We start from the raw sequence: 23,556 nt of genomic DNA, 5'->3' as shown, positions 1-23,556 counted from the left end.
ACTCTCGTTGCTCAGTCCGACCGGGAGATAACCCGCCGCTTCCTGCTGCTGGTTGTCTCCCGGTACTTTCCGACATATTTCACGCAATAACAAAATATTCACTTGATGAGGAACTCCATTGCCTAAAGCAATAATAACATACGTGCGTTATGTCGACGCACTCAACAAAATTGTCGGGAAATTCTCCATGTACCTCGTGTTCATGATGATGGGCATACTACTTTTTGCTGCAATATCACGAACCGTTTTCAATATTCCCTATATCTGGGCTGTGGAGTTGTCCCAGTTCACCATGGCTGCCTATTACATGCTTGGCGGCGGATTTTCCCTTTTCCTGGGCGCTCACGTACGTATGGACGTGTTCTACGGTAATTGGACACCAAAACGACGGGCAACAGTAGATGTCTGCACGGTGTTTTGCTTGATTTTTTATCTTGTGGTCCTGCTTGCAGGTGGGATCTCCAGCGCCATGTATTCGCTCGAATATGGACAGACAAATTATTCCGCCTGGGCTCCGCGCGTCGCGCCCATCAAAATTATCATGGTTATCGGTATCGTACTTATGCTGTTGCAGTCTATTGCCACATTATTTAAGGACATCGCCAAAACAAAGGGAGTGAAATTGTCATGAGCTATGAAATGATTGCACTCCTGATGTTTTCTACCCTGATGTTGATGTTGCTTACTGGCCAGCGGGTATTTGGTGCGGTTGGATTTGTCGCCGCCGCTGCCTCGCTGCTGCTCTGGGGCAATGGTGGTTTTGAAATGCCGTTTAATGCCAGTATCGTCTTGCTCAACTGGTACCCAATGCTCACACTGCCGCTTTTCATCTACATGGGGTATATGCTCTCCGAGTCCGGGATAGCCAGCGATCTCTACCGCATGTTCCATGTCTGGATGGGACCGCTGAATGGAGGCCTGGCGATAGGTACTATTCTGCTCATGGTAGCCATTTCCGCAATGAATGGTCTATCGGTTGCCGGTATGGCCATCGGTACCAGTATTGCCCTGCCGGAAATGCTGAAACGAGGGTATGACAAGCGGATGGTTACAGGTGTCATCCAGGCGGGAAGTTCACTTGGTATTATGGTACCACCCAGTATCGTGCTTGTGCTTTATGGCATGATTGCCAGACAGCCAGTAAGCCAACTCTGGATGGCTGGTGTTTTCCCGGGTCTACTCCTTGCTGCTATGTTTATTATCTATATTACTATTCGCTGTAAAATGCAGCCTGATCTTGGTCCAAGCCTGCCAGCGGAAGAACGTGATATGGAACGAGGCGAGAAGATTCGCCTCCTTGGTGCGGGAATTCTGCCCCTGGTGATTATCTTCTCGGTAACGGGGCTCTTTGTAATGGGTGTAACCAGTCTGGTGGAAAGTTCTGCCGTTGGCGCAGCCGCCGCAACTATCGCAGCACTGCTCAAGGGCCGGCTGACCCGCAAGGTTATGGATACCACCTTGCACCAAACCCTCTGTGTCAGCTGTATGTTTATGTGGATTATCCTTGCAGCGCTCTGTTTCGGTGCAGTATTTGATGGACTTGGTGCTGTTCATGCCATCGAATCACTGTTCCTCGACACCTGGGGACTCAGTCCCTGGGGCGTTTTGATCATGATGCAGGTCTCCTATATCATCATGGGAATGTTCCTCGATGATACGGCTATGCTTGTTATCGTGGCGCCGCTTTATATTCCACTGATTAAGTCACTGGGATTCAACCCCATTTGGTACGGCGTTCTTTATACCATTACCTGCCAGATCGCTTACATGACGCCGCCTTTTGGTTATAACCTGTTCTTGATGAAGGCCATGGCACCCAAAGATATTTCATTGGTTGACATTTACAGCTCAATCATACCATTTGTTATTCTCATGTGTCTCGGTCTTGGCGTTGTTATGGTATTTCCTGAGCTGGCGTTGTGGTTACCGCAGACATATTATGCAAAATAGAAAATAGTTTTTTTATCCAGTATCTCTCTTGCTGGCTGGCACAGTTGCAAACTGGTAAGAGGGATGCCGACCTCTTGCATTTTCTCAGTAACTAGCGAATATGACATATACAAAAATGAGTTTACGGGAACTTCTGGCCAAGGCGACCCCCTTTCGCTCTGGCGATGTACTTGCCGGTATAGCTGCTGCCAATGAAGAAGAGCGCGTTCGTGCTCAGATGACTTTGGCTGATGTACCGCTCTCCCGTTTTTTGCAAGAATGCGTTATCCCCTATGAGGAGGATGAGGTTACCCGACTCATTATTGATGAACATGACAAGGAGGCTTTTGCCCCAATCAGCGGTTTCTCGGTAGGCGAGTTTCGGGATTGGCTGTTGACGGACCAGGCAACGACAGAAACTCTCACTCAACTCTCACCTGGGATAACTCCCGAAATGGCCGCAGCAGTTTCCAAGCTGATGCGAATACAGGATCTCATCCTGGTGGCGGCTAAATGCCAGGTGATCACCAAATTCCGCAACACCATCGGTCTTCCCGGTACCTTGTCTGTCAGGCTGCAACCAAATCATCCTACAGACGACGTAAGGGGCATAGCCGCTTCAACCCTTGATGGTCTCTGCTACGGATGTGGTGATGCCGTTATTGGCATCAATCCCGCCACCGATAACGTTGAAAATATCACCAGGCTCTTGCATATGCTTGATGGTTTGATAGAGAGCTATCAAATACCAACGCAGAGTTGCGTTCTGACTCATGTAACCACAACCATGGAGGCAATACATAACGGGGCTCCGGTTGATCTCTGCTTCCAGTCCATAGCCGGTACAGAGAAAGCGAACAGAAGTTTTGGGGTCGATTTGGCGCTTCTCAAGGAAGCGCACGAAGCAACGCTGTCTCTTGGTCGCGGCAATTGCGGAGATAATGTTATGTATTTTGAAACCGGGCAGGGAAGTGCACTGTCGGCCAATGCCAATCATGGTGTTGATCAACAGACCATTGAAGCGCGCGCATATGGGGTTGCACGAAAATTTCATCCGCTCCTTGTGAACACCGTAGTCGGCTTTATCGGCCCGGAGTATCTCTATAACGGCAAACAGATCCTGCGGGCAGGCCTTGAGGATCATTTCTGCGGTAAACTTCTTGGGCTGCCAATGGGCGTAGATATCTGCTATACAAATCATGCCGAGGCCGATCAGGATGACATGGATGTACTGCTCACCTTGTTAGGTAATTCAGGTTGTACCTTTATCATGGGCGTACCGGGTGCTGATGATATCATGCTCAACTATCAGTCAACGTCATTCCATGACGCCGCATATATCCGAAAATTGCTCAACCTGAAACCAGCTCCTGAATTCCAGGCGTGGCTCGAGTCTTTGGCTATTCACGATAAGGCGGGGCGCCTGTTGCCCATTGAAAAATCGAACAGGCTGCTTGAGTTGAATACGGAGGTGAATGTATGAAAGGGGAGAAAATATCTGTGCTTACCAGAGATCCCTGGGATGCTTTGCAAAAGTTCACCGAAGCCCGCATAGCACTAGGGCGATGCGGATCAAGCCTGCCGCTGAAAGAGAGTTTGAAGTTCAAACTCGCCCACGCCAAAGCTCGGGATGCTGTGCATCAACCTGTACAGATGGAGATGGTTGCAGAGCAGCTTGCCTCGCAGGGGATCGATACACTCCAGCTTGTCAGCAGCGTAAAAGATAGAGAGGAATACCTGACACGTCCTGACAAGGGGCGATGTCTGGGGACTGCTTCAAAAAAGGTACTCAAGAATCAACCGAAGGGGTACGACCTTGGTATAATCATTAGCGATGGATTGTCAGCTCCAGCCATTCATCAGAGCGCTGTTGGCGTAGCTTGTGGATTTATGGAAATTCTTAAAACTACAAGCTTATCAGTCGCTCCTGTCAGCCTTGTAAGGTACGGACGAGTTGCGATAGGCGATGAAATCGGTGAAATACTCGGTGTTCAGCTCACGGTGGTCCTCATCGGTGAACGTCCGGGCCTCAGTTCACCAAATTCCCTTGGCGCCTACCTAACCTACGCGCCATCTCCAGGTATCACTGACGAATCCCGTAACTGTATTTCCAATATCCGACCTGGTGGCATGGTCGTTGCCGAGGCTATCAGAAAAATCGCCTATCTTTCTGAAAGAGCATTGGTCCAAAAAATGACAGGCGTTGGACTCAAAGATAAAATGATAGAGGGCTATTTTCCTATGGAGAATTTAGTGGTCAATAGACCAGGAAAATAGCGAGGTCTGAAGCCTGACACGTATTGACATAAAGACTTCATGGCGCCATGAAGTCTTTATTGTCTAATCTGCCGGAAGATGGCCAAAACTGCTGGTCGGCACGATGGTCATGGTGTCATTGTCCGGGGTCTTCCAAAAGAGGCGCAGTGCCGCAGTACCTTTTCGTTGAAAATAGTCTACCCTTACAGGATAGATTCCGGCTTCAGCGATCTCGATAGTGGTTTCTTCCGACATCTGGTCGGAGTGCTGAACAGGATCGCTCACCACTACCGTATCACCCACATACATGATAACTCCGTCGTTGGAAAGTGCCTGGAATGTGTAGGTGCCGGATTTCGGGAAGTAGATCATGCCGCGCATACGGATGCCGATGGTTCGACTGCTGCCGCTGCCAAAAACCTCGCCGATACCAAACTGGTTGTCCAGCTGTGGAATCGGCTCACCCAGCCAAGTTTTATAGCGCGTGGAGTCGTCGTCCGGCAGTTCAGCCACGTTGCGCGCCTTGAAGTTAGCGAAATACCGGGGCAAAAGCCCGGGTCGCAACCGGTTAATCGTTTCCTGGTCAAGCGGAGTCAGCGTCTGCGGTTTGTGTAGCAGGCCGCAAGAGGAAAGGGTGGCAATGGCTGCGAGAAGTAGCACAGCAAGAAACGGATATTTGGTCATGAACTCTTCCTTGAATATATTTTTCGGTGCAGGCTGGTCCCTGCCACAGTTCTGGTGTTGCCCAAATCTTTGTCAATTCGCGAGAATCTGCCCTCTATCGGCGGTTTTCCCGTGACAATGCCGTAAATCCGACAGCCTCCAGCTCCTATTTCTCATCAAGCCAGGCGAGGGGCCTCTTATTGCCGGATCTTGCCGACTACATATGGCCCTTCCGGGATAACCACGACTTTCGTATGATCCTTCAGCAACTCGTTAATGGTGGCCTGGCAGTCATTCACCTTGATACCGCCAAAACGTGCGACGTCGTCGTCGCTTAAGCCAGGTGAGAAGATATATATTTTCCCGGCATGATCAAGGGCCTGATAGATATTCTGGGCGCACCACTGGTCGATAACAAAGTTTTTGGGATCGGAATGGCGCTCATCAAACGCCGCTGGCGTGGGGTTGGTGCGCATGATGGTACAGAACTCCTCACTGCCGAGCCCTTCCTCACAGCCGCAGAGCACCATGATGGTCCCATCTTTTTTAAGAATGTCCCGGGCGCTGATCAGACATTTACTCACCTGGTAGAAAGTGGCATCCAGCGGGTAACCGCCGGCCGAGGTGATCACCAGATCGGCCTCTCCGTCAAGCTCTGTGACCGCATGTTCCGTGACCATCTGGCATCCTGCCCGGTGTGCCTTGTCATAATGGCCGGCAAAGACGCCAGTTACTTCGCGAGCTTTGTTAATCACCACGTTGACGATGAAGTCGACCCCGGCCTTTTCCGTAACTTCGGTGGAATAGTCGTGAAAGATGTTGTTTTCGATCCGGCAGTTGGCCTTCTCAAGTTGGCTGATGACCCGGTAGGAGTGCATAAAGGTCATGGTTTCAAAGCTGGAGATGCCGGGCAGAATCGATTTGCGGCCGCCGGAAAAGCCGGCATAGAAATGTGGTTCGATGAGGCCCGTGAGAATTTTTAGATCCGCATCGAGATAATGGGTGTTCACTTCGATGGGGGCGCCGTCGATGACGGCGATGGTCCGCATCTCCTCACGCTTCTGGCAGTAGTGGTTGACGATCCGATATTTATTCATGATATCAGGGCCGACCATTGCTTCCAGCTCTTTCCCGAGGTTGGGGCGATGCATGCCGGTGGCGATGAGGATAGTAATATCTTCGGTGGCTATGCCACTTTCTTCCAGGGTTTTGAGAATTGGTGGCAGGATCACCGCATTTGGCACCGGTCGGGTGATATCAGAGATGACAATGCAGGCATTTTTCCTGCCTTTTGCGATCTTGGCAAGCGGTAGTGAGCCGATGGGCTCGACCAGTGCTGCGGCAACGGCGTCTGCTGGGTTGGCAAGGGCTGTGTTGGCGTGGGTCGAGATCTGGCGTACCAAATCAGGAAGTTCCAGAGTGATAGTATCTCTTCCACAGGGCAGTTCAGTTTTCATCTGGATTCTCTCGTCTAAAGGTGAAGGATAGAGATAAATTACCGAGGGTGAATAAGGGCATTGTAGAGAGTTTACAGATCGACAATTGTCCAGCGACAACTAATTGAAACGACCAGTTATCAGATCTAGTATACCGTAAAAACACCGAAGAAGTGAAGCCTGTCTCCTAAAAGTGTAAGAGCGTCACCTTTCAAGTGAATGGCCGGATGTACTAAAAAATGTCGATTCATAAAATGAAATTGTTTGTATACCCTGGATACACTATAAACACATCGGGTGTAATTGGTGCGGAGTTGCAATGGCTCAGCAACAAGATTGAGATCTCATGTGTTTAATGGGCAGTCAAAGGGGAGTAGTCGGTATGGTGCGTGACATGCGGTTTGAGGCGGCGAGGTGGTCGATTTTCGGGATTATGATTCTTACCTATATCCTCGTTTACTTCCATCGGATGGCGCCGGGTGTGGTTTCCGAGTATCTCATGGCAGATTTTCAGACTACAGGCACCCGACTGGGCAGTCTTTCGGCTATCTATTTTTTCGTCTATGCGGCTATGCAGTTGCCATCTGGGGTGCTGGCCGATACTCTGGGCACCCGGACCTCCATAATCGGCGGCAATCTTATCGCCGGGATTGGCTCAATTCTGTTCGGGTTGGCGCCCAGTTTTGAGATGGCCTGTGCGGGGCGGTTTCTCGTTGGACTTGGTGTGTCGGTTGTTTTTATCGCGATTATGAAAAACAACGCTGTCTGGTTTCATGCCCGGGTGTTTGGTCTTATGGGTGGAGTGACCCTTTTTATCGGTAATCTTGGTTCAGTGACAGCAGCCGGGCCTCTTTCCGCACTTCTGTCGCTCTTTGCCTGGCGCACCATCTTTTTGGCGATAGGCCTTTTTTCTCTGCTGCTCGCAATCGCGGCCTTTTTCATAGTGAAGAACCGTCCGGAAGATCTTGGCTTTGCCCCACCCAATCCACGGGTTCCTGCCGAAAACGGTCCGGTGACTCATGCCAGCTGGTTGAAAAATCTATGGGGTGTGGTGACCCTGCCACGGGTGTGGCCAGGTTTTGTGGTCCAGTTCGGCATAATCGGTGGGCTGTATTCTTTCATGGGGCTGTGGGCAATGCCGTATTTGCGGGACGTGCATGGCCTGGCGAGATCGGAGGCTGCCGGTTACATGACGGCGATGCTTCTCTCATTCGCCTTCGGTGCGCTCTTCTTTGGCTGGTTTTCCGATCGCATTGGCCGACGCAAGCCTGTGCTTATTGCTGGTATGCTGCTCTACACCTGTTCCTGGCTATTGTTGCTTTTTACCGAATGGGAGCTTGGGTTTGATGGTAAGGCGCTGTTTGGGCTGATGGGTTTTGCCGGGGCCTCATTTGTCATTACCTTTGCCTGCGCCAAGGAAGTAATCAATCCTGAGCTGTCGGGTATGGCGGTGAGTGTGGTGAATACCGGATGCTTTGTCGGCACCGCACTCATGCAGCCGCTTTTTGGCTGGATGGCTGACCGCACCTGGGATGGCTCGATGCAGGGAGCGGTCCGGGTCTATAGTGCAGCTGATTATGACAACGGATTTCTGCTGATGCTGGCATTTACCATACTCGGTCTGTTGGGCAGTTTCATGGTACCTGAGACTCGCTGTCGCAATATCACCGTCAGTGAACCCTCAATTGCCTGAGGATTACGCTCAGCTCAGAGAATGTCATCAGTCGCTAAAAACGAAGCGAGAGGCAGGTCAGGCCGCCATCCAGTTTGGCAAATTCGGATATGTCCACTTCAATGGTCTCTGCGCCGAGGTCTTTGAGAAGGGCTTTGACTGAGGGAAAGCCTGCTGGCATCAGGATGTGGTTGTTGATCCTGATACAGTTGGCTGCACCCGCTTCTTTGTGGGCGACAGGCAGGATGGCGAATCCGGAAAATTCAGGACGCTCTATACATTCCCCGGTTGCAATCAGGGTCGTATCACCAAGAGCGGTGACTCCGGTTTTCAGATGGAGAAATTCTTTTACGACCACAGTCGATCCTGTCATGCCATATTTTCTCAGAATGGCGATAAGCTGTCGTGCCCCCTCGGAATTAGTTCGCCCGGAAAGACCGATATAAAAATGGTCTCCGATCTGCATGACATCGCCGCCATCCAGGGTTCCCGGCTCGTGGATAACCTCGATTTGCTGAAAATAATCAGGAAGTATCCTGCTGATGGATCTCGTTTCCCCAGCACGTGACGGGGCAGCTGGCCGGGTCACGATGGCACAGTGAGGTGTCAGCACGGCCACGTCTTCGATAAAGGTGGAATCGGGGAAGGCTTCATCTGGGTCGAGCACCACTACATCCAGGCCGCAGGCTTGCAGCGCGGTGATGTAGTTCTGATGCTGGCGAAGTGCTGTATCGTAATCGGGCGCGCCCAGATTGGCTTCGCTCAGACCGGAGATCATGCTGCGTCCACAGGTTTTGACAATTGCGCGTGTAAAGGTAAACATGAAAAGTCTCAGATAGTAGATAGAGGAGGCATGAAATTCTTGCCGCACATGAAATATGGTTTAGCAGCCCATATGTAGCGCATGTATCAGGCAGTGAAAACCTTTATCTACACATTTCCCTTGTTTCCTTCAGATGTTCCCTTGGGCACGCTCGACCAGCTTTTTTGCCAGATCACTAAAGACAAAGTGGTGCAACGGCAGCACTGAGTACCAGTAAAGTCTGCCCCAGATGCCGCGCGGCAGAAAATGGGCGGTCTGGACCAGTCGATCCGGTTGGATATCAAACTCGAGCCAGGCCTTGCCCGGCACCTTCATCTGGGCGAAGAGCAAGAGTCGTTTATCTTTGCGGATGTCCACAACCTTCCAGAAATCGAGGGCATCTCCGACCCGTAACTCGCCTGCCAGGCGCCGACCGCGATTGAGGCCATAGCCGCCGGAGAGTTTGTCGATGATGCCGCGAAGTTTCCAAAGAAGGGTGTACCGATACCAGCCCTTTTCGCCGCCCAGGGAACAGGCGCTGGCAAAGACCCGATCCGGGGTGGCGGTGCCCAGCACTACTTCCCGAACGTCGCGGAGCACAGCTCCGGCTGGGTTGTCAAAATCCTTAATGTCGCAGGCGATTCCAGCGCTGCTGTCGCACCAGCGGCTGATCACCTGGTTATGCTCCAGTTCTTCGATGGCTTCACGTACTGCCTGGTGGTAAGGGATCGGCTGGATGGTGGGAAACAGTTTACGGGCGTTGTCGTTCTGCAATACAGTTTCACTGCGCAACCCTTCCACAAGGGCGGCGGCCAGTCGGAGTGGTACAGGGGTAAAGAGGATCAGCCAATACGAGGAGAGTTTGGGTGATAGCACCGGTACCGGGAAGAGGTACCGTTTCAGCCCCATGACTTCGGCCGCTTGCCGCATCATGTCTTTAAAACTTAAGGTTTCGGCACCGATATCGATCATCTGGTTCCCTTCGACGGTGAGGTCAACACCGCCGGCGAGATAGGCGAGGACATCTTCGATACCCACCGGCTGGGTTTTTGTTTTCACCCATTTGGGGGTGATCATCGCCGGCAACTTCTGGACCAGGTTACGGATGATCTCAAAGCTGGCGCTGCCCGAACCGATGATGACCCCGGCCCGAAACCACAGGGTCTGTATCTTGTCGGGCTCGGCAGCAAGAATCTCTCCGGTTTCGATCCGGCTTAAGAGATGTTTGCTGGCGCTTTCTTTCACGCCAAGGCCACCCAGATAGATGAGTCGGCGTACACCTGCCTGAATACAGGCATTACGAAAGTTTTCAGCGCTAATTCGGTCAAGTTCCTGGTAGTCGGTATCCGAACCCATGGAGTGGATCAGGTAGTAGGCGGTATCGATTCCGGCAAGTGCTTTGGACAGTGCGTCCAGGTTGAAGGTGTCGCCTTCGGTGATCTCCACCTTGTCAAGAACTGCGGCTTGCAGCTTGTTGCGGTTGCGCACCAGTACCCGTACTTGAAACTGGGTCGTGTCGAGCAGCCGTTCCACCAGTCGTCGTCCAATATAGCCTGTGGCTCCTGTCACCAGCACCTTCTGGTATCTTTTGGTCTCGTTCATCGATGGCTCCCGTCCCTTTGTGGGCGGCATCTGCAATGCCGTTTTTTACATGGAGAAATTCTAAGCAGTCGCCGCAATGATTCAATGGCGAGCGAGGCTTGTAATTCTTTCTATTTTGAGTAATGTTGCTGCTTGAAAAATTCACAACTCGAAACGGTTCAGCCTTGCAGATGCAAAGTTCCGCACCATGTCTGCGCCTTGCCTATAGCAGGTAGTCATGCCATTTGCACCCGTCAGAAAACAGCAGATATCCGACCTGGTTTTTGAACAGCTCCGGGAGTCGATCTATCGCGGCGAACTGAAGATCGGAGAACGGTTACCCTCGGAAAGAGAACTCGCCGAAATCATGCGGGTGAGCCGGTCCTCGATCAGAAAGGCCATCAGCCGGTTACTGGATATGGGCTATGTGGAGAACCGGGCGGGTCTGGGCACCTTCGTCCGGCTGCCGGAGGCACGACCTCCTCACGACCCCTTTGCCTATATGATGTCGCCGGGCCAATCCTCTCTTGACGAATTGATGGAGGTTCGAATCGGGCTTGAGTGCCAGGGGGTGGCTCTGGCCGCTGAACGGGCAACTGAGATGGATATCACCTACCTCGAGCTGGCGTTTGCCGAGATGCACGACTGGCAGCCGGACCAGGAGAAGGCCAAGGATGCCGATATGCGGTTCCATATGGGTATCGCCTACGCCACCCATAACGCCGTACATGTGGACCTGACCCGCCGTTTTTACGACTACATGTTCCACTCGATCAACAAACTGCACTCGCTGCTTTACGAAAAAAATAAGAATCTCGGTATTATTGATCAGCAGCACTTCAAGATTCTCGACGCGATCAAGTGCCGCGATGGTGAAAGTGCGAGCCGTTATATGCTGCAGCACATCACCTTTCTGCGTGGTTTCTTAAAAGAAATTTCGACCAACAACTGAGTGGTCCGGTTTACATGCGTGTCAACTCTGCCAGTGCTGGCATCTGCAGAACATTGTTCAGCAGCTTGTAAGTAAAGCCCCAGAGGTAATAATCGTCAATGGGAAAGGCCGGGGCGAATCGTTCCGGCAGTACCTCTGCCTCCACATGCAGCTCGGGACGTCGGAACTGTTCCAATGTGAGCCAGCAGGAGCTCTGTATTTCTTTTGGCTCAAGCTGCAGTTCCGGACGCTCATCTAGATGGAAGAGGTAGGGCTGTACCAGAATCAGGGAGTTGATCCGGCTGCCGGCATATCGGGCTGGCAGCTCAGCCCGTACCGCGTCAGAGGTGAGAGTGATTCCAGTCTCCTCGAATGTTTCACGGGTACAGGTTTCCAAGAGGTTTGCGTCGATATCGTCTTTTCTCCCACCGGGAAAGGAGAAATGGCCTGACCACGGATCGCTGGGATTGCTGTTGCGTCTGAGCAACAACACGGAATCTTCAGGATAACAGACCCGGATAATGGCGACCGCCGCGGAAGGAAGTGATGACATAGATTTGCGCACCGGAGGTTGTGATTGTCAAAGTGTCGTCTTCTTCTTGCGTGAATTGGTTCTGCACGTATTTTTACTGTAACGTCTGTGATAAAAAACGCAAGGTAGAGAGACGTGGATCAGACTGGCTACAATGCACCTCTGCCCCTGCTAAAACAGAAAAACAATCGAAAAGGAGAGGCCATGGGACATGATGTCGCAGTTTTTCAGCCCTACCCGTTTACGGTCGGTCAGAAAATCAGAATCGAGGGCAAACGTCGCCACGGTGACTGGGAAGTGGTTGGGGTGAGTGAAGCCAAAGTCACCCTTCGCTGTCCTGTCTCGCATCGTGAATTCGAATGGGACAGGTTCTGTTATCTGGTCAGTGAAGAACACGATGCAGTCTGGCCCAGACCCGATTGACAGTCATGTGTCTCATTACTTTTGCGTATAACCACCATCCCGGATACCGACTGGTACTTGCTGCCAACCGTGATGAATTCCTTGATCGGCCGACCGCGCCCCTCGGTTACCATTATCCGGGCGAAACGATTCTGGCAGGCCGCGATCTGAGAAGCGGCGGGACATGGCTCGGAATGGATGGTGGTGGTCGTCTCGCCGCCATCACCAATTATAGAGATCCGTCCAGGGTGGTGAATCCGGCCCCATCGAGAGGAGAAATCATTCTTGATTATCTGCGCTCAGGCCTCATGGCGGAAGCGTTTCTTGAGAAATTCTCCGCCCGGGCCAGCAGATATAGCGGCTTTAATCTTTTGCTGGCAGACTGTGAAAATCTTGTTCACTACTCCAACGTCAGCGACCGGAGCACCAGGCTCACCTCTGGAGTTTACGGGCTCTCCAATCATCTGCTTGACACTCCGTGGCCGAAGGTAGAGAGGGCGAAAATGCTGCTCACCAGAACGCTTGCCGCAAACGGGTCGATCGATCGGGAAGAGATCTTTCGACTCTTAGCCGATCGGAAATGCCCTGAAGATCAGTTGCTGCCTGATACAGGGGTCGGTCCCGAATGGGAGCAGTTGTTGGGGCCCATTTGTATTCACAGCCAAACGTACGGCACCCGTTCCTCTTTATTACTTACCATAACCGACACTGGCCAGGCGGAACTCTGTGAACGGAGCTATCGTCACGATAATGGTTTTCAAACAGTTGACGATAGATGCTTCCATATAGATTTCCAACGCGGATAGTCGGATCTTAACAGATATTACTTGATGACTTCTGTTTCATCTCGGTCGGATCAGTTCGATTAGTCAGGTGTGCAACCTGGTCTACCTGGCAAAAGTATTGGGCAGGTTGAACCTTGACGAAACACTTGTGCAACCTTCTGCCCCGATACTGGGAGGCTGGCAATCACCATAAGATTCAACTTTTGCACTCTTTCATTACACATGTGATATTCGTGAGGCAGATGTGCTGAAGCGTTAGGGATGGTTGGTTGACAATCAAAATCAACACATACAGTTACATAATATATCGTTGACGTAAACATTAATATTGTTGTTAACCCACCAATGGGATAATGTGTCGAGGATTTCTCTGAGGTGACGGATTACTGCTCAATCCGTATGTACACAGTGATCCGTATAAACAGACTCTGTATTACCACCAGAAAGGAGACCTCCATGAGTCAGTTCTTCCGTATTGTGTCCCGTGTATTGCCTGCTCATCTCCCCGCTTTTGTTACTCCTGAAACAATTACCTTCATCTTCAGGTGCATTGACGAAAATCAAGCTGTCGAGAAAATTATCAGCAGTATCGATGTAGACGGTAAGACAGTCTCGTTGACTCTCGTGTGGCTCCTTGGTCAGAAGCTCATAAAGATAGCGGAGGGACAAGAGGAGGAGGCGCCGCTGATTATCACTGACAGCGCATCGGATATTCCAGAAGATTTGATCAAAAAGAAAAATATTCTGGTCGTACCGTTAACCGTGACCATGAACGGTAATGACTACCGTGACGGTATAGATGTTACTCCGACAGAATTTTACCGCCTGCTTGAGTCATCAAAAAACTTTCCTTCAACCAGTCCGCCGACTGTTGATGATTTTCATCGTATTTTTCTTGAGAATATCGGCAAAAGAGACATCCTCGGCATTTTTATATCCCGAGGCATGAGCAAAACCGTAGACATCGCCCGCCAAGCAGTTCGCAGTAATTTTAATTCATATCTCACGGAACGCCGGGCAACTCCAGGTACGAATAAAAAGATGAAAATTGAGCTGATTGACAGTCGCCAGGTATCCATGGGAGCTGCACTACTGGTACTTGAGGCTGCAGATCGAATTGCGGAGGGCTGGCCGGTTGAGTTGGTGAAATATCATATCGAGGAATTGGTTTCCCAGGTGCAGGTTTATTTTATGGTCGACAATTTGAACTATCTGGCTCGAGGTGGACGCATAGGCCGAGGAATGGCTATGTTCGGCAACCTGTTTGGTTTAAAGCCCATTCTTGGTATGGCCGAGGGCGGGGTAGATGCCAAATCACGAACAATAGGCGGCAGATGGGGCCAGCGACGTTTGATAGATTATATGAAGCAGCATATGGGCAATGAGGGAAAAAGTCTGCGGATAGGTATCTGCCATGCAAATGCAGCCCAAAAGGCCATGGCAGTTCAGAAGCGGATTGAGGAGGTTTTCCCGGGTCAGCAGCAGATCGTATCCTCTTTCGGGCCAACTGTTGGTGCCCATATCGGTCCAGGCGCTGTTGGTGTGGCCTGGTTGCCTATACCAGAGGTATAATACAATATCCTTCATGGCACCAAAATAAAGGGGTGGGTCGATCCTGCTCTTTCATTTCGCACGCCTTGGTTGTGAACGAAATATTGAATAGATCAGGGGCGGCTGGAATAAAACAGTGTGTGCCACTTAAGGTGCTGGTTCGGCTGGACAATTCAAGGCGATACGGACCACTTCGTTGCGGAACGGAAAGGTACCGGCAGCTCGATCGGAAAAATATTTCTGCAAGGTCACCCGTATGACCTGAAAAGCGATCTCATCCCAAGGAATCTCCTCTTCGCGGAACAACCGCAGCTCGCTGCTTTCCCGGGTTATGGCAAATTCCGGCCGGGCCAGCTGGCAGCGAAATATCAGGTAAAGCTGATTGATCGGCACCAGATCGGCAAGGAAATACGGGGAAAGGTCGATGATTTCTGCTTTGGTCTCTTCCCGTGTTTCACGGCGGGCGCCATCTTCGACACTTTCTCCGTTTTCAAGATAACCGGCTGGCAAGGTCCAGAGCCCCCGTTGCGGTTCGATGTCTCTTCTGCACAACAGAATCCGGTCCTGCCATTCCGGGATGGCGCCCACCACCAGCCGGGGATTTTGGTAGTGGATCATGCCGCAATGGTTGCAGCAAAAACGCTTGCGGTCGTCATCTTCCGGTATGGTGAGTTGTACGGGATTGCCACAGTTTGAGCAGAAATTCATGGTGTATTTTCAATCCAATTGGCCTGAAAAGCGTGCCAAGAGCTGTTCGTCTGCCTGATCGATCCGGCCAAGGATGGTGTCGGCCCGTGAAAAGTCACCGTCTTGCAGCAAGGGGCTGGGGATGGCAATGGAGTACATGCCGGCGTTTTTGGCTGCGGCGACTCCGGCCTCGGAATCTTCAAAGGCTACAGCTTCCTGCGGGTTTACCCTGAGGAGTTGCATGGCCTGCAGATAGATCTCAGGATCAGGTTTTTTGCGGCTGACCATGTCACCGCCCACCACCTGGGCGAAATATCTGGTGAGGCCAAGGGTCTCAAGGATCAGGTGCAGCTCGATCCGATCAGAGGAGGAGGCGACGGCCAGCTGATAACGGCCACAATATCTGTCGATAGTTTCCCGAACACCTGGCAGCGGTTCGAGGCTGGGGATCATACGGAGATAGAGTTCCTGCTTTTCTTGAAGAAGAGTTGTTCGCTTTACCTGCAAGCTGTGGCTCTGAATATAGTCGTCTGCCAGCTGTTCATTGCTGACTCCGACATAACGGTTCAGATCGCTCTGGGGGATGGAGTCGACACCGTAGCGCGCGAGCGTCTTACGCCAGGCTTCAAAGTGCAGTTTCTCGGAATCGACCAGCGTTCCGTCCATGTCAAAAATGAGGGCACGAATCATGAGGCAGCCGGTGCTCCCTGGTACGGCTCAACACGGTTGCTATGGGATGGTGGCAGGGCGAGACTGCCGTCGATCATGGCCTGGATCATCTTGCCCTGATGGGGACCGCTGAGCTTGAAGAGAATTCCAATGCCTCTGCTGTCCTTTCGGACAACGGTCGCATCAACAGAGCAATTGCTTCTCAGTACCGGAGAACTCAGTGAGAGAGTAATCGATTCGCCAATGCCAATGTCATGGTCGGTTTCAATATAGGCTCCGCCCAGGCTGATATCTCTTAAATAACAGTGTCGTGTCATCTGCTCAATATCAAAATCGAGTGCTACCAGTAGCTCATAGCGTTCATGCTGACGATGATTAGTGCTCTCGCTGCGCATTTCGTCATCCAACTGGCCGCTTTCCAGGATCAGCATCATCAGCGGTATGGATATTTCCCGTTTTATCTGCCGGGGGGCGTAATCGATATCGATAAAAACGTTTTTCCAGGCGAGTATCTGTAATGCTGCATCCTTGCCGCTTTTTTCAGCGTTTCGGGCAGCGATGAGCTCGCCCTGTTCCAGCCAGAGAAAACCGAACTGGTCCTTGCTCGAAACCTTGAGGGTGCAGCTGCGGGTTTCCAAGGCCATCATCTGAAGAAACGAGGAGAGGTTGATACCCCTGACCTGGCCGCCGTAATCAATTTGCAGCTCGGTGAAAACCCGTTTGGTAAGCATACTGAGGTCATGGGTCTGGTCGAGGTAGACAGCCGACGGAAATTGCTTGATGCGGGCCCTGAGCAACGGCTTGCTCTCGTTGGTCATGACGATGACCTTGGTTGCCGGATATTCCCTGGCTAACCGTGCCACCAGTTCAAAGCCGTCCACTTCCGGCACCCGGATGGCGGTGATGACGATCCTGACCGGCATTTTTCGCATGATGGTCAGGGCCTGACTGCCATGGGTGGCTGAAAGGACATTGAGAAACCCGCCCTGGCTCTGCAGCAGGCTGGTCAGACTACGGAGCATGGCCTGATCGTTATCGACAACAAGTACGTTATTCATCATTGTGACGCGTAACTCTAAAGAAAAGAATCTCGGCGAAGAGTGTCAGAAATGGGCTATGTTCTCTCATGGCTGCCAGATGCACAGCACGATGCTGTCAATGTTCATCCACTCGGGGGCGCTGGCAGTGAAAGGTTGCATTTCGCGGATCCGGAGGTCGTTAAGCTGTCAGGCACGTGCCCATTGCCGGTGACAGTATCTCAAATATGATGAATCCGCCTATAAACAGCATTACATGCAGAATGTACATGGTAATTCAATAAGCCCAAAGCACAAAGTCGGTTTTGTTCGCCTTTTACCAAACCGATGTTTTATTCTAGCGTGAGATATCAACAATATGCAACCTCCTTTCGTGGGATTTTCAACGAAGAGCCAGGAGATGCAACTATTTTTCCTTAAAAGAATATGCTGAACAGGGGCTCTTCCCTTCTTGATATCACTGGTCGGACTTGTCGGGCTCGTTTTTGTATGCGATAGTGAGAAGCTGTGAATGACACGCCATTTCATGGGTGAGTGGCAGGTGGCAAAGGATGGTTCAAAGACAAATAGTGAGGATGGCGGCAGTGGATATCCAGGTGAAAATGACGCGGGCTGAGCGGAGCTGGGTGCTATACGACGTCGGTAATTCCGCTTTTGTGCTTGTTATGGTAACAGCAATTATGCCTATCTTTTTCAAAGACTATGCATCTGCAGGGGTGCCGGCTGCGGTATCGACAGCCAATTGGGGATTCGCCAATTCCATCGCCTCCCTTGTCCTGGCGGTGATGGCCCCGGTATTGGGGGCGATGGCGGATTACCGGGGGCGGAAGAAGACCTACCTGCTCGCCTTTCTGCTGCTGGGCCTCACGTTCACTTTTGGTTTGTCCCTGGTGGGAGAGGGGCAGTGGTTCTTCTGTCTTTTTCTTTTTGTCTTGGCTCGGGTTGGTTGGGCCGGGGCCAATGTGTTTTATGATGCCTTTATTGTCGATGTCGCTTCCCGTGAGCGGATGGATTTGATTTCGTCCCGGGGCTATGCCTGGGGATATATCGGCAGCGTCCTGCCTTTTCTGGTGGTGATCGGCATAATTTTTACAGCTGGCATGGCTGATGGTCTGCCGGCGACTGCGACCAAGGCAGGCTTTCTTGTTGTGGCGGTATGGTGGCTCGTGTTTTCTCTGCCACTTATGAAAAATGTCCATCAGCAATATGGGATTGAGCTTTCGGAAGCCCCTGTACGCGACGCCATTTTGCGCCTCTTCGCAACCGTGCGGGAGATTCGTCAGCACCGGCAGGTTTTTCTCTTTCTGGCTGCCTACTTTTTTTATATTGACGGGGTGGATACCATCATTGCCATGTCGACGGCATACGGGCGTGATCTGGGTTTCGGTATCACCCTGCTCATTGCGGTGCTGCTCTTTATCCAGATCGTAGCCTTTCCCTTTGCCCTTATTTTTGGGCGCTTGGCCCTCCGTTTTTCCACTCGCACTATGCTGCTGGCGGGAATCGGCGTCTATTGCCTGGCTACTCTTGTCGGCTTCTCTCTGCCGTCCATTGATGACGTGACCATAAAAACTGGGCTGTTCTGGTTCATTGCCTTTTTAGTCGCCTCATCCATGGGTGGTATTCAGGCGCTCAGCCGCAGTTACTATGCCCGGCTTATTCCGATGGAGAAAAGCGCGGAGTTCTTTGGCTTCTATAATATCTTCGGCAAGTTTGCTGCCATAACCGGGCCATTTCTCATGGGGGTGGTAAGCCGGATGACCGGGCACAGCCGTTGGGGAGTTCTGAGTATTCTCCTCCTGTTTGTGGCTGGTGCGGCATTGCTCTGTTTGGTAGGAGAAGAAGAGTAGGGCTTACCTTTGTCTCTTCTGATCTGGTACACTACAAAGAGAATGCGGTGACCGGAACTGCCATGCTTTCCATATAATACTCCCACATCACAGGTATCACGATGGCAACACCATCTGCGGACAGGCTTCTGGCGATCATTACCCGACTGGCGACTGAACTGCACCCGGATGGCACGTGTATTCAAGATATCACCCTCGACAGCGGCCTCGACAGAGATCTCGGGCTCGACAGCCTGGCCAGGATGGAGCTCCTTACCAGGCTGGAAAAGGAGTATGGGGTCCGTTTACCGGAAAAGGTGCTGGTGACTGCCGAAACTCCAAGGGATCTGCTGTTTCACCTGGGCAATGCCGCTCTTGTCGCATCAGAGTCGGAGGAGGCGGAGAATGAAGTGCGGCAAGACGAAAGTGAAATTCGGCGGGCAAGCGGGCCTGTCGGTGCAAAGACTCTGGTCGAAATACTTGCGCACCACGTCCGGCAGCAACCGGAATCTGAGCATATCGTGCTGCTGGAAGGGGGCAAGGAGTTTCGCATCACTTACGCCATGCTCCATGCCGAGGCCTTGAAGGTCGCAAACCGTTTGCGTGATTTGCAGTTGGAGCCGGGGAGTACGGTGGCGATCATGTTGCCTACGAGCCGTGATTATTTTTTCTCGTTTTTCGGCGTGCTCTACGCCGGTTTCATTCCGGTGCCGCTCTATCCGCCAGCTCGCCCCACCCAGATTGAGGAACACGTGCGGCGACATCGCAAGATCATCGCCAATGCTGCAGCACCTCTTCTTATTACAATGCTTGAGGTGAAGCCGGTGGCGCGGTTGTTGATGAGCCAGGTGGTGGAACTCAAGAGAATCATGACGGTGGACGAACTGTACAGTGACGTGCCGACCGCTATGCCTCACTTTCCGAAAGCAAATGATATCGCATTTCTGCAATATACTTCCGGTAGTACAGGTGACCCCAAAGGGGTGGTGCTCACCCATGCCAACCTTATGGCCAATATCCGGGCCATGGGCCAAGTTTGCCGGGCGAGCGCCGAGGACGTTTTTGTCAGCTGGTTACCGCTTTATCATGACATGGGCTTGATAGGCGCCTGGTTCGGCAGTCTCTTCTATGGTTGCCGGCTCGTGGTCATGTCGCCCCTTTCGTTTATTGCCCGCCCGGAGCGCTGGCTCCGGGCAATTTCCCGCTTTGGCGGGACCCTCTCCGCTTCCCCAAATTTTGGCTATCAGCTCTGCATCAGCCGCCTTGAGGACAAGGATCTGGCGGGAATTGACCTTCGTTCCTGGCGGATGGCCTTTAATGGGGCCGAACCGGTTATTCCGGAAACTCTACGGGTATTTGCCGATCGTTTTGAAAAATTCGGACTCTCGCCGAAAGCGTTGGCGCCGGTATATGGTCTTGCAGAATCGTCGGTAGGGCTTGCCTTTCCCGAACCGGGTCTGGGGGCGAGGATCGATACAGTAGAGCGGAATACCTTTGGCATGTCTGGAAAAGCGGTCCCGTCGAAAGCGACCGATGGCACGCCACTCGAATTTGTCTGTTGTGGCCGACCGTTGCCAGGCCATCAGATCCGTATCGTCGATAGCGAAGGGCGGGAACTGCCGGAGAGATACGAAGGGAGGCTGCAGTTCAAGGGGCCATCTTCTACCAGCGGCTATTTCAAAAATGCAGATGAGACCAGAAAACTTTTTGTTGGCGAGTGGCTTGATAGTGGCGATCTTGCCTATATAGTAGCCGGCGAGATATATCTCACCGGCAGGGTGAAGGATATCATCATCCGGGCCGGACGAAATATTTATCCTCATGAGCTGGAAGAGGCGGTCGGCAATGTGCCCGGTGTACGAAAAGGATGTACAGCGGTGTTTGCTGCTCAAAACGGCCAGGAGAGTGCTGAAAAACTGGTGGTGTTGACCGAATCGCGGCAACGTGGGAGCGAAAAGCTGCAGGAGATACGACAGAAAATCAGCGAGATTGCGGTCGATCTCCTTGGTACGCCACCCGATGAAATAATTATCGGCCCACCGGGAACGGTCTTGAAAACCTCCAGTGGCAAGATCCGCCGTTCTGCCTGCCGGAATCTATATATAAGCGGTCACATTGGCCGAACCAAACCGGCGGTATGGATGCAAATGGCCCGCATGGGGCTTGCGTCTGTCAAGCCGATGTTGCAGCGGTTAGCCGCACGGCTTGGTGCACTTGTCTATGCCGGTTATTGTTGGTTCTGCCTGGGCCTGGTCGGAATCGTTGCCTGGTGTGGTCTTCAGCTGTTGCCGACAGGCCAACCTTGCTGGAATTTTGCCGGAACCCTCGTGCGTTGGCTCTGTCGTCTCACCGGTATTGGAATCACAATACGGGGACTGGAGAATTTGCCGGCTGAGGGCAACTATCTCATGGTCAGTAACCACATGAGCTATCTTGATGCAATTCTGCTAACCGGGGTTTTGCCCCAGCGGGTTGGCTTTGTCGCCAAGGCGGAACTGGGTCGCAATCCTTTCCTGGTACGGCCGCTGAAAAAACTCGGTGTCTTTTGGGTGGATCGGTTTGACGCGGAGCAGGGAGTGGCTGATGCCGGACGAATTGCCCAAGGCCTTAGCCAGGGAGCACGTCCGTTTTTTTTCGCCGAAGGAACCCTGCAGCGGATGCCGGGACTGCTGCCTTTTCAGATGGGTGCCTTTGTTCTTGCCTGTGAGCAACAGGTTCCTGTTGTGCCGGTGGTAATCCATGGCACTCGAAATATTTTGCGCGGCGGCTCCTGGTTTCCCAGGCGGGGGTGGGCAAGCTTCACCATTCTGCCGTCGCAGAAAAACGATGGAAGAAGCTGGCAGGCAGCAATTGAGTTGCGCAACCGGGTGCGCCAACTGATGCTGGTGCAGTTGGATGAACCTGATCTTGGCGGCGAATACACCTCGCTTTTACAGATGGATATCGTCCGCCCTGAGAAGAACGACGGACAGCACGATTAAAATCAAATATTTCACCAAAGAGTATGAATAGCGAAATGAGCAGTATGACAATTGAAAAGCTACTCCGTTTTTTTGCCGGCTCACCGGGTTATCTGCAGGAGAGCGGCTGGCTGAACTCCATGGAGAGGGGCGAGGCAGTGGATAAGGAGGGGCGGCCGATCCCTTGGATAACCTATCCGGCTCTTGATTTTCTCTCTCCCCGCATTGATTCCCGGATGGCGGTTTTTGAATACGGCACCGGCAATTCCACTTTCTGGTGGGGGAAACGGGTGGCACGTCTGGTCAGCTGTGAGCACGACAAAGAATGGTATAGAGCGTTCAAAGAGCGGGTTATTGCCGACAACACCACCTATCTCTTTCGAAGGCATAAAGGTGGGTCGACCGCATACGCAGAAGAGATCGCCGGTTATCCCGGCCAGTTTGACATTCTGGTCATTGATGGCCGTGACCGGGTCAACTGCATCAAGAATGGTCTTGGCGCATTAAAGCCGGGAGGTGTGGTAATCTGGGATAACAGTGACCGTGAGGAGTATCAGCCAGGCTATGATGTCCTTACCGGCGTGCGTTTTGCACGGCTTGATTTCTGGGGGCTGGGCCCGCTTAGTACCCGGCGCTGGTGCACCTCTATCTTTTATCGTGCTGACAACTGTCTGGGGATTTGATGAGGGACTTCACAGAATTGACAGGAATGTATTGCCGGATTATCATTCAAAAAAAAGAGATATTGCGTTCGTCTCAGATCAGATGGTGAGGAAATGATCACACCGGAGGTGGTGGCAAGTTCCGGTCGGACAGTGAGAAACCAATCAGGGAGATAGGCATGACGACAGACAAACAGAATGATCCGGGGAAAGATCGACGTTCCCCTGAAATGCTGGAGCTTGAAATTACAAAGCTGGCCAAGGCTGGTGATTTCAGTAGTGCGGAAAAACTTCGCAATGTGCTGCTTGCCAATCATCCAATGGCCCTTACTTCCATTATTGCCACTGGTGAAATTATTGAGGCAGAAAAAAGTCTTGGGATCGACAAGAATCATCTCGCCATATGGGATAACCTCTATAGCAGACTCAGTCAGGAAGAGCAGAATTGTATCTTTTATGCGACAAAAAAGGCAACGGTGGCCGCGAACAAGATTATGATCCGTCAGGGTAAACCGGTGGCCAGGTTGCTCTTCATCGACAATGGCAGGGTGACGTTGTTTCACTCCAAAGGCGATGAACGGATCCTGCTGGGGCAGTTGTCGCGGGGAGATGTGCTGGGGGAGGAAACGTTCTTCAATCTTTCCAATCCGACATTCTCCGCCGGGGCTCAGACCGAGGTGCGGCTTCGCTATCTCGACAAGACGGCGACCCGTGACTGGGATGAGCACCATCCAGGGTTGTATCAGAAGTTGGCTGATTACTGTCTGCAGAATAGCCGGGCCAGCCAGTTGCAGCAGCAGAAAAATATAGAAAAGCGGCTTTTTCCGCGAAAGAAAGCTGATTGTAAGCTTACCGCCTACGTTCTTGGGGAGGATGGGGGCCGAAGCGGGGAGAGCTTTCGTGGATCAATTCTGGACCTTTCCCGGAACGGCACCTGTTTTGAGATCCACTGCCCGCGTGCCGAAACTGCCCAGGCCTTGCTTGGCCGGGTCATTGATCTTGAGCTTGAGCCCGAACCCCATGCGTCAGACGGCCGAATGATTCTGCAGGGAATCGTTGTCAAGGTGGGGATATTGTTGCATAACGATTTTACCATCCATGTCCGCCTGCACAGTGAACTTTCAAACAGCGAGATGGCAAAGCACCTGATAGAAGAATAAACCGGACAGGTC

Annotated in this window: 21 protein-coding genes; 13 read left to right on the top strand and 8 right to left on the bottom strand. The window is 52.0% G+C overall.

Translation table 11 applies throughout. The annotated features are described in order from the left end of the window. The first annotated feature begins 118 nt into the window (after window positions 1-118). The 4 genes from BUF15_RS07170 to eutC all read left to right on the top strand — a co-directional run bounded on the left by BUF15_RS07170 (window position 119) and on the right by eutC (window position 4,206). Entirely contained in the window at window positions 119-631 is a 513-nt protein-coding gene (locus BUF15_RS07170) for a TRAP transporter small permease subunit (RefSeq protein ID WP_073612784.1), read from the top strand. After that, complete coding sequence (locus tag BUF15_RS07165) at window positions 628-1,950, top strand: TRAP transporter large permease (protein WP_073612783.1); 1,323 nt, start codon at window positions 628-630, stop codon at window positions 1,948-1,950. The genes BUF15_RS07170 and BUF15_RS07165 overlap by 4 nt, the downstream gene beginning before the upstream one ends. A gap of 100 nt (window positions 1,951-2,050) precedes the next feature. Further along, on the top strand, window positions 2,051-3,412 hold the full coding sequence (locus tag BUF15_RS07160; protein WP_073612782.1) for an ethanolamine ammonia-lyase subunit EutB: 1,362 nt from the start codon (window positions 2,051-2,053) through the stop codon (window positions 3,410-3,412). After that, the gene (gene eutC, locus BUF15_RS07155; protein WP_073612781.1) at window positions 3,409-4,206 is read left to right on the top strand and encodes an ethanolamine ammonia-lyase subunit EutC; all 798 of its coding nucleotides are present in this window, start codon (window positions 3,409-3,411) and stop codon (window positions 4,204-4,206) included. The genes BUF15_RS07160 and eutC overlap by 4 nt, the downstream gene beginning before the upstream one ends. A 63-nt stretch (window positions 4,207-4,269) precedes the next feature. On the opposite strand, the gene BUF15_RS07150 is transcribed toward eutC, so the two are convergent. Continuing rightward, entirely contained in the window at window positions 4,270-4,869 is a 600-nt protein-coding gene (locus BUF15_RS07150) for a PA14 domain-containing protein (RefSeq protein ID WP_073612780.1), read from the bottom strand. A 176-nt stretch (window positions 4,870-5,045) separates the two neighbouring features. Next, a complete protein-coding gene (locus BUF15_RS07145; RefSeq protein WP_073612779.1) occupies window positions 5,046-6,305 on the bottom strand; it encodes a nickel-dependent lactate racemase family protein in 1,260 nt (419 codons plus the stop codon). 361 nt (window positions 6,306-6,666) lie between these two features. Between BUF15_RS07145 and BUF15_RS07140 the strand changes: the two genes are divergently transcribed. After that, window positions 6,667-7,977 (top strand): MFS transporter, encoded by a 1,311-nt coding sequence (locus BUF15_RS07140; protein WP_073612778.1) that lies wholly within the window; start codon window positions 6,667-6,669, stop codon window positions 7,975-7,977. Between the two features lie 34 nt (window positions 7,978-8,011). Here BUF15_RS07140 and BUF15_RS07135 read toward each other — a convergent pair whose 3' ends face one another. Both BUF15_RS07135 and BUF15_RS07130 read right to left on the bottom strand, forming a co-directional pair. Further along, on the bottom strand, window positions 8,012-8,779 hold the full coding sequence (locus tag BUF15_RS07135; RefSeq protein WP_073612777.1) for a dimethylarginine dimethylaminohydrolase family protein: 768 nt from the start codon (window positions 8,777-8,779) through the stop codon (window positions 8,012-8,014). Window positions 8,780-8,908: 129 nt separating this feature from the next. Continuing rightward, the gene (locus tag BUF15_RS07130) at window positions 8,909-10,360 is read right to left on the bottom strand and encodes an SDR family oxidoreductase (protein ID WP_073612776.1); all 1,452 of its coding nucleotides are present in this window, start codon (window positions 10,358-10,360) and stop codon (window positions 8,909-8,911) included. A 217-nt stretch (window positions 10,361-10,577) separates the two neighbouring features. Between BUF15_RS07130 and BUF15_RS07125 the strand changes: the two genes are divergently transcribed. Continuing rightward, on the top strand, window positions 10,578-11,291 hold the full coding sequence (locus BUF15_RS07125) for a FadR/GntR family transcriptional regulator (protein ID WP_073612775.1): 714 nt from the start codon (window positions 10,578-10,580) through the stop codon (window positions 11,289-11,291). Between the two features lie 10 nt (window positions 11,292-11,301). Here the strand turns inward: BUF15_RS07125 and BUF15_RS07120 are convergent, their stop codons facing one another. Further along, window positions 11,302-11,823, bottom strand: coding sequence for an NUDIX hydrolase (locus tag BUF15_RS07120; protein ID WP_073612774.1), 522 nt, complete (start codon window positions 11,821-11,823; stop codon window positions 11,302-11,304). 183 nt (window positions 11,824-12,006) lie between these two features. On the opposite strand from BUF15_RS07120, the gene BUF15_RS07115 reads away from it, so the two are divergent. The 3 genes from BUF15_RS07115 (at window position 12,007) to BUF15_RS07105 (ending at window position 14,561) form a co-directional block, all read left to right on the top strand. Then, a complete protein-coding gene (locus BUF15_RS07115; protein WP_073612870.1) occupies window positions 12,007-12,225 on the top strand; it encodes a hypothetical protein in 219 nt (72 codons plus the stop codon). A gap of 5 nt (window positions 12,226-12,230) precedes the next feature. After that, on the top strand, window positions 12,231-13,010 hold the full coding sequence (locus tag BUF15_RS07110; protein ID WP_073612773.1) for an NRDE family protein: 780 nt from the start codon (window positions 12,231-12,233) through the stop codon (window positions 13,008-13,010). A gap of 435 nt (window positions 13,011-13,445) precedes the next feature. After that, a complete protein-coding gene (locus BUF15_RS07105) occupies window positions 13,446-14,561 on the top strand; it encodes a DegV family protein (RefSeq protein WP_073612772.1) in 1,116 nt (371 codons plus the stop codon). Between the two features lie 126 nt (window positions 14,562-14,687). Here BUF15_RS07105 and BUF15_RS07100 read toward each other — a convergent pair whose 3' ends face one another. From BUF15_RS07100 to BUF15_RS07090, 3 genes are read right to left on the bottom strand one after another with little or no spacing between them, the layout of a single operon-like run. After that, complete coding sequence (locus tag BUF15_RS07100) at window positions 14,688-15,248, bottom strand: NUDIX hydrolase (protein WP_073612771.1); 561 nt, start codon at window positions 15,246-15,248, stop codon at window positions 14,688-14,690. A gap of 9 nt (window positions 15,249-15,257) precedes the next feature. Beyond that, window positions 15,258-15,917 carry an HAD family hydrolase gene (locus BUF15_RS07095; protein ID WP_073612770.1) on the bottom strand — a complete coding sequence of 220 codons (660 nt, stop codon included), beginning with the start codon at window positions 15,915-15,917 and terminating at the stop codon, window positions 15,258-15,260. After that, the gene (locus BUF15_RS07090) at window positions 15,914-16,957 is read right to left on the bottom strand and encodes a response regulator (RefSeq protein WP_073612769.1); all 1,044 of its coding nucleotides are present in this window, start codon (window positions 16,955-16,957) and stop codon (window positions 15,914-15,916) included. Before BUF15_RS07090 ends, BUF15_RS07095 begins: the two co-directional genes overlap by 4 nt. A 527-nt stretch (window positions 16,958-17,484) precedes the next feature. On the opposite strand from BUF15_RS07090, the gene BUF15_RS07085 reads away from it, so the two are divergent. The 4 genes from BUF15_RS07085 to BUF15_RS07070 all read left to right on the top strand — a co-directional run bounded on the left by BUF15_RS07085 (window position 17,485) and on the right by BUF15_RS07070 (window position 23,544). Continuing rightward, window positions 17,485-18,783, top strand: a complete 1,299-nt coding sequence (locus BUF15_RS07085) for an MFS transporter (RefSeq protein WP_200802342.1) — start codon at window positions 17,485-17,487, stop codon at window positions 18,781-18,783. 101 nt (window positions 18,784-18,884) lie between these two features. After that, complete coding sequence (locus tag BUF15_RS07080; RefSeq protein WP_073612767.1) at window positions 18,885-21,743, top strand: AMP-binding protein; 2,859 nt, start codon at window positions 18,885-18,887, stop codon at window positions 21,741-21,743. Between the two features lie 35 nt (window positions 21,744-21,778). After that, a complete protein-coding gene (locus BUF15_RS07075) occupies window positions 21,779-22,405 on the top strand; it encodes a class I SAM-dependent methyltransferase (protein ID WP_159441242.1) in 627 nt (208 codons plus the stop codon). A gap of 158 nt (window positions 22,406-22,563) precedes the next feature. Next, a complete protein-coding gene (locus BUF15_RS07070) occupies window positions 22,564-23,544 on the top strand; it encodes a Crp/Fnr family transcriptional regulator (protein ID WP_073612765.1) in 981 nt (326 codons plus the stop codon). Window positions 23,545-23,556 lie beyond the last annotated feature (12 nt).

The organism is Desulfopila aestuarii DSM 18488 (assembly GCF_900143695.1).
GTDB lineage: Bacteria > Desulfobacterota > Desulfobulbia > Desulfobulbales > Desulfocapsaceae > Desulfopila > Desulfopila aestuarii.
This window is presented reverse-complemented; position numbering and strand designations above follow the sequence as displayed.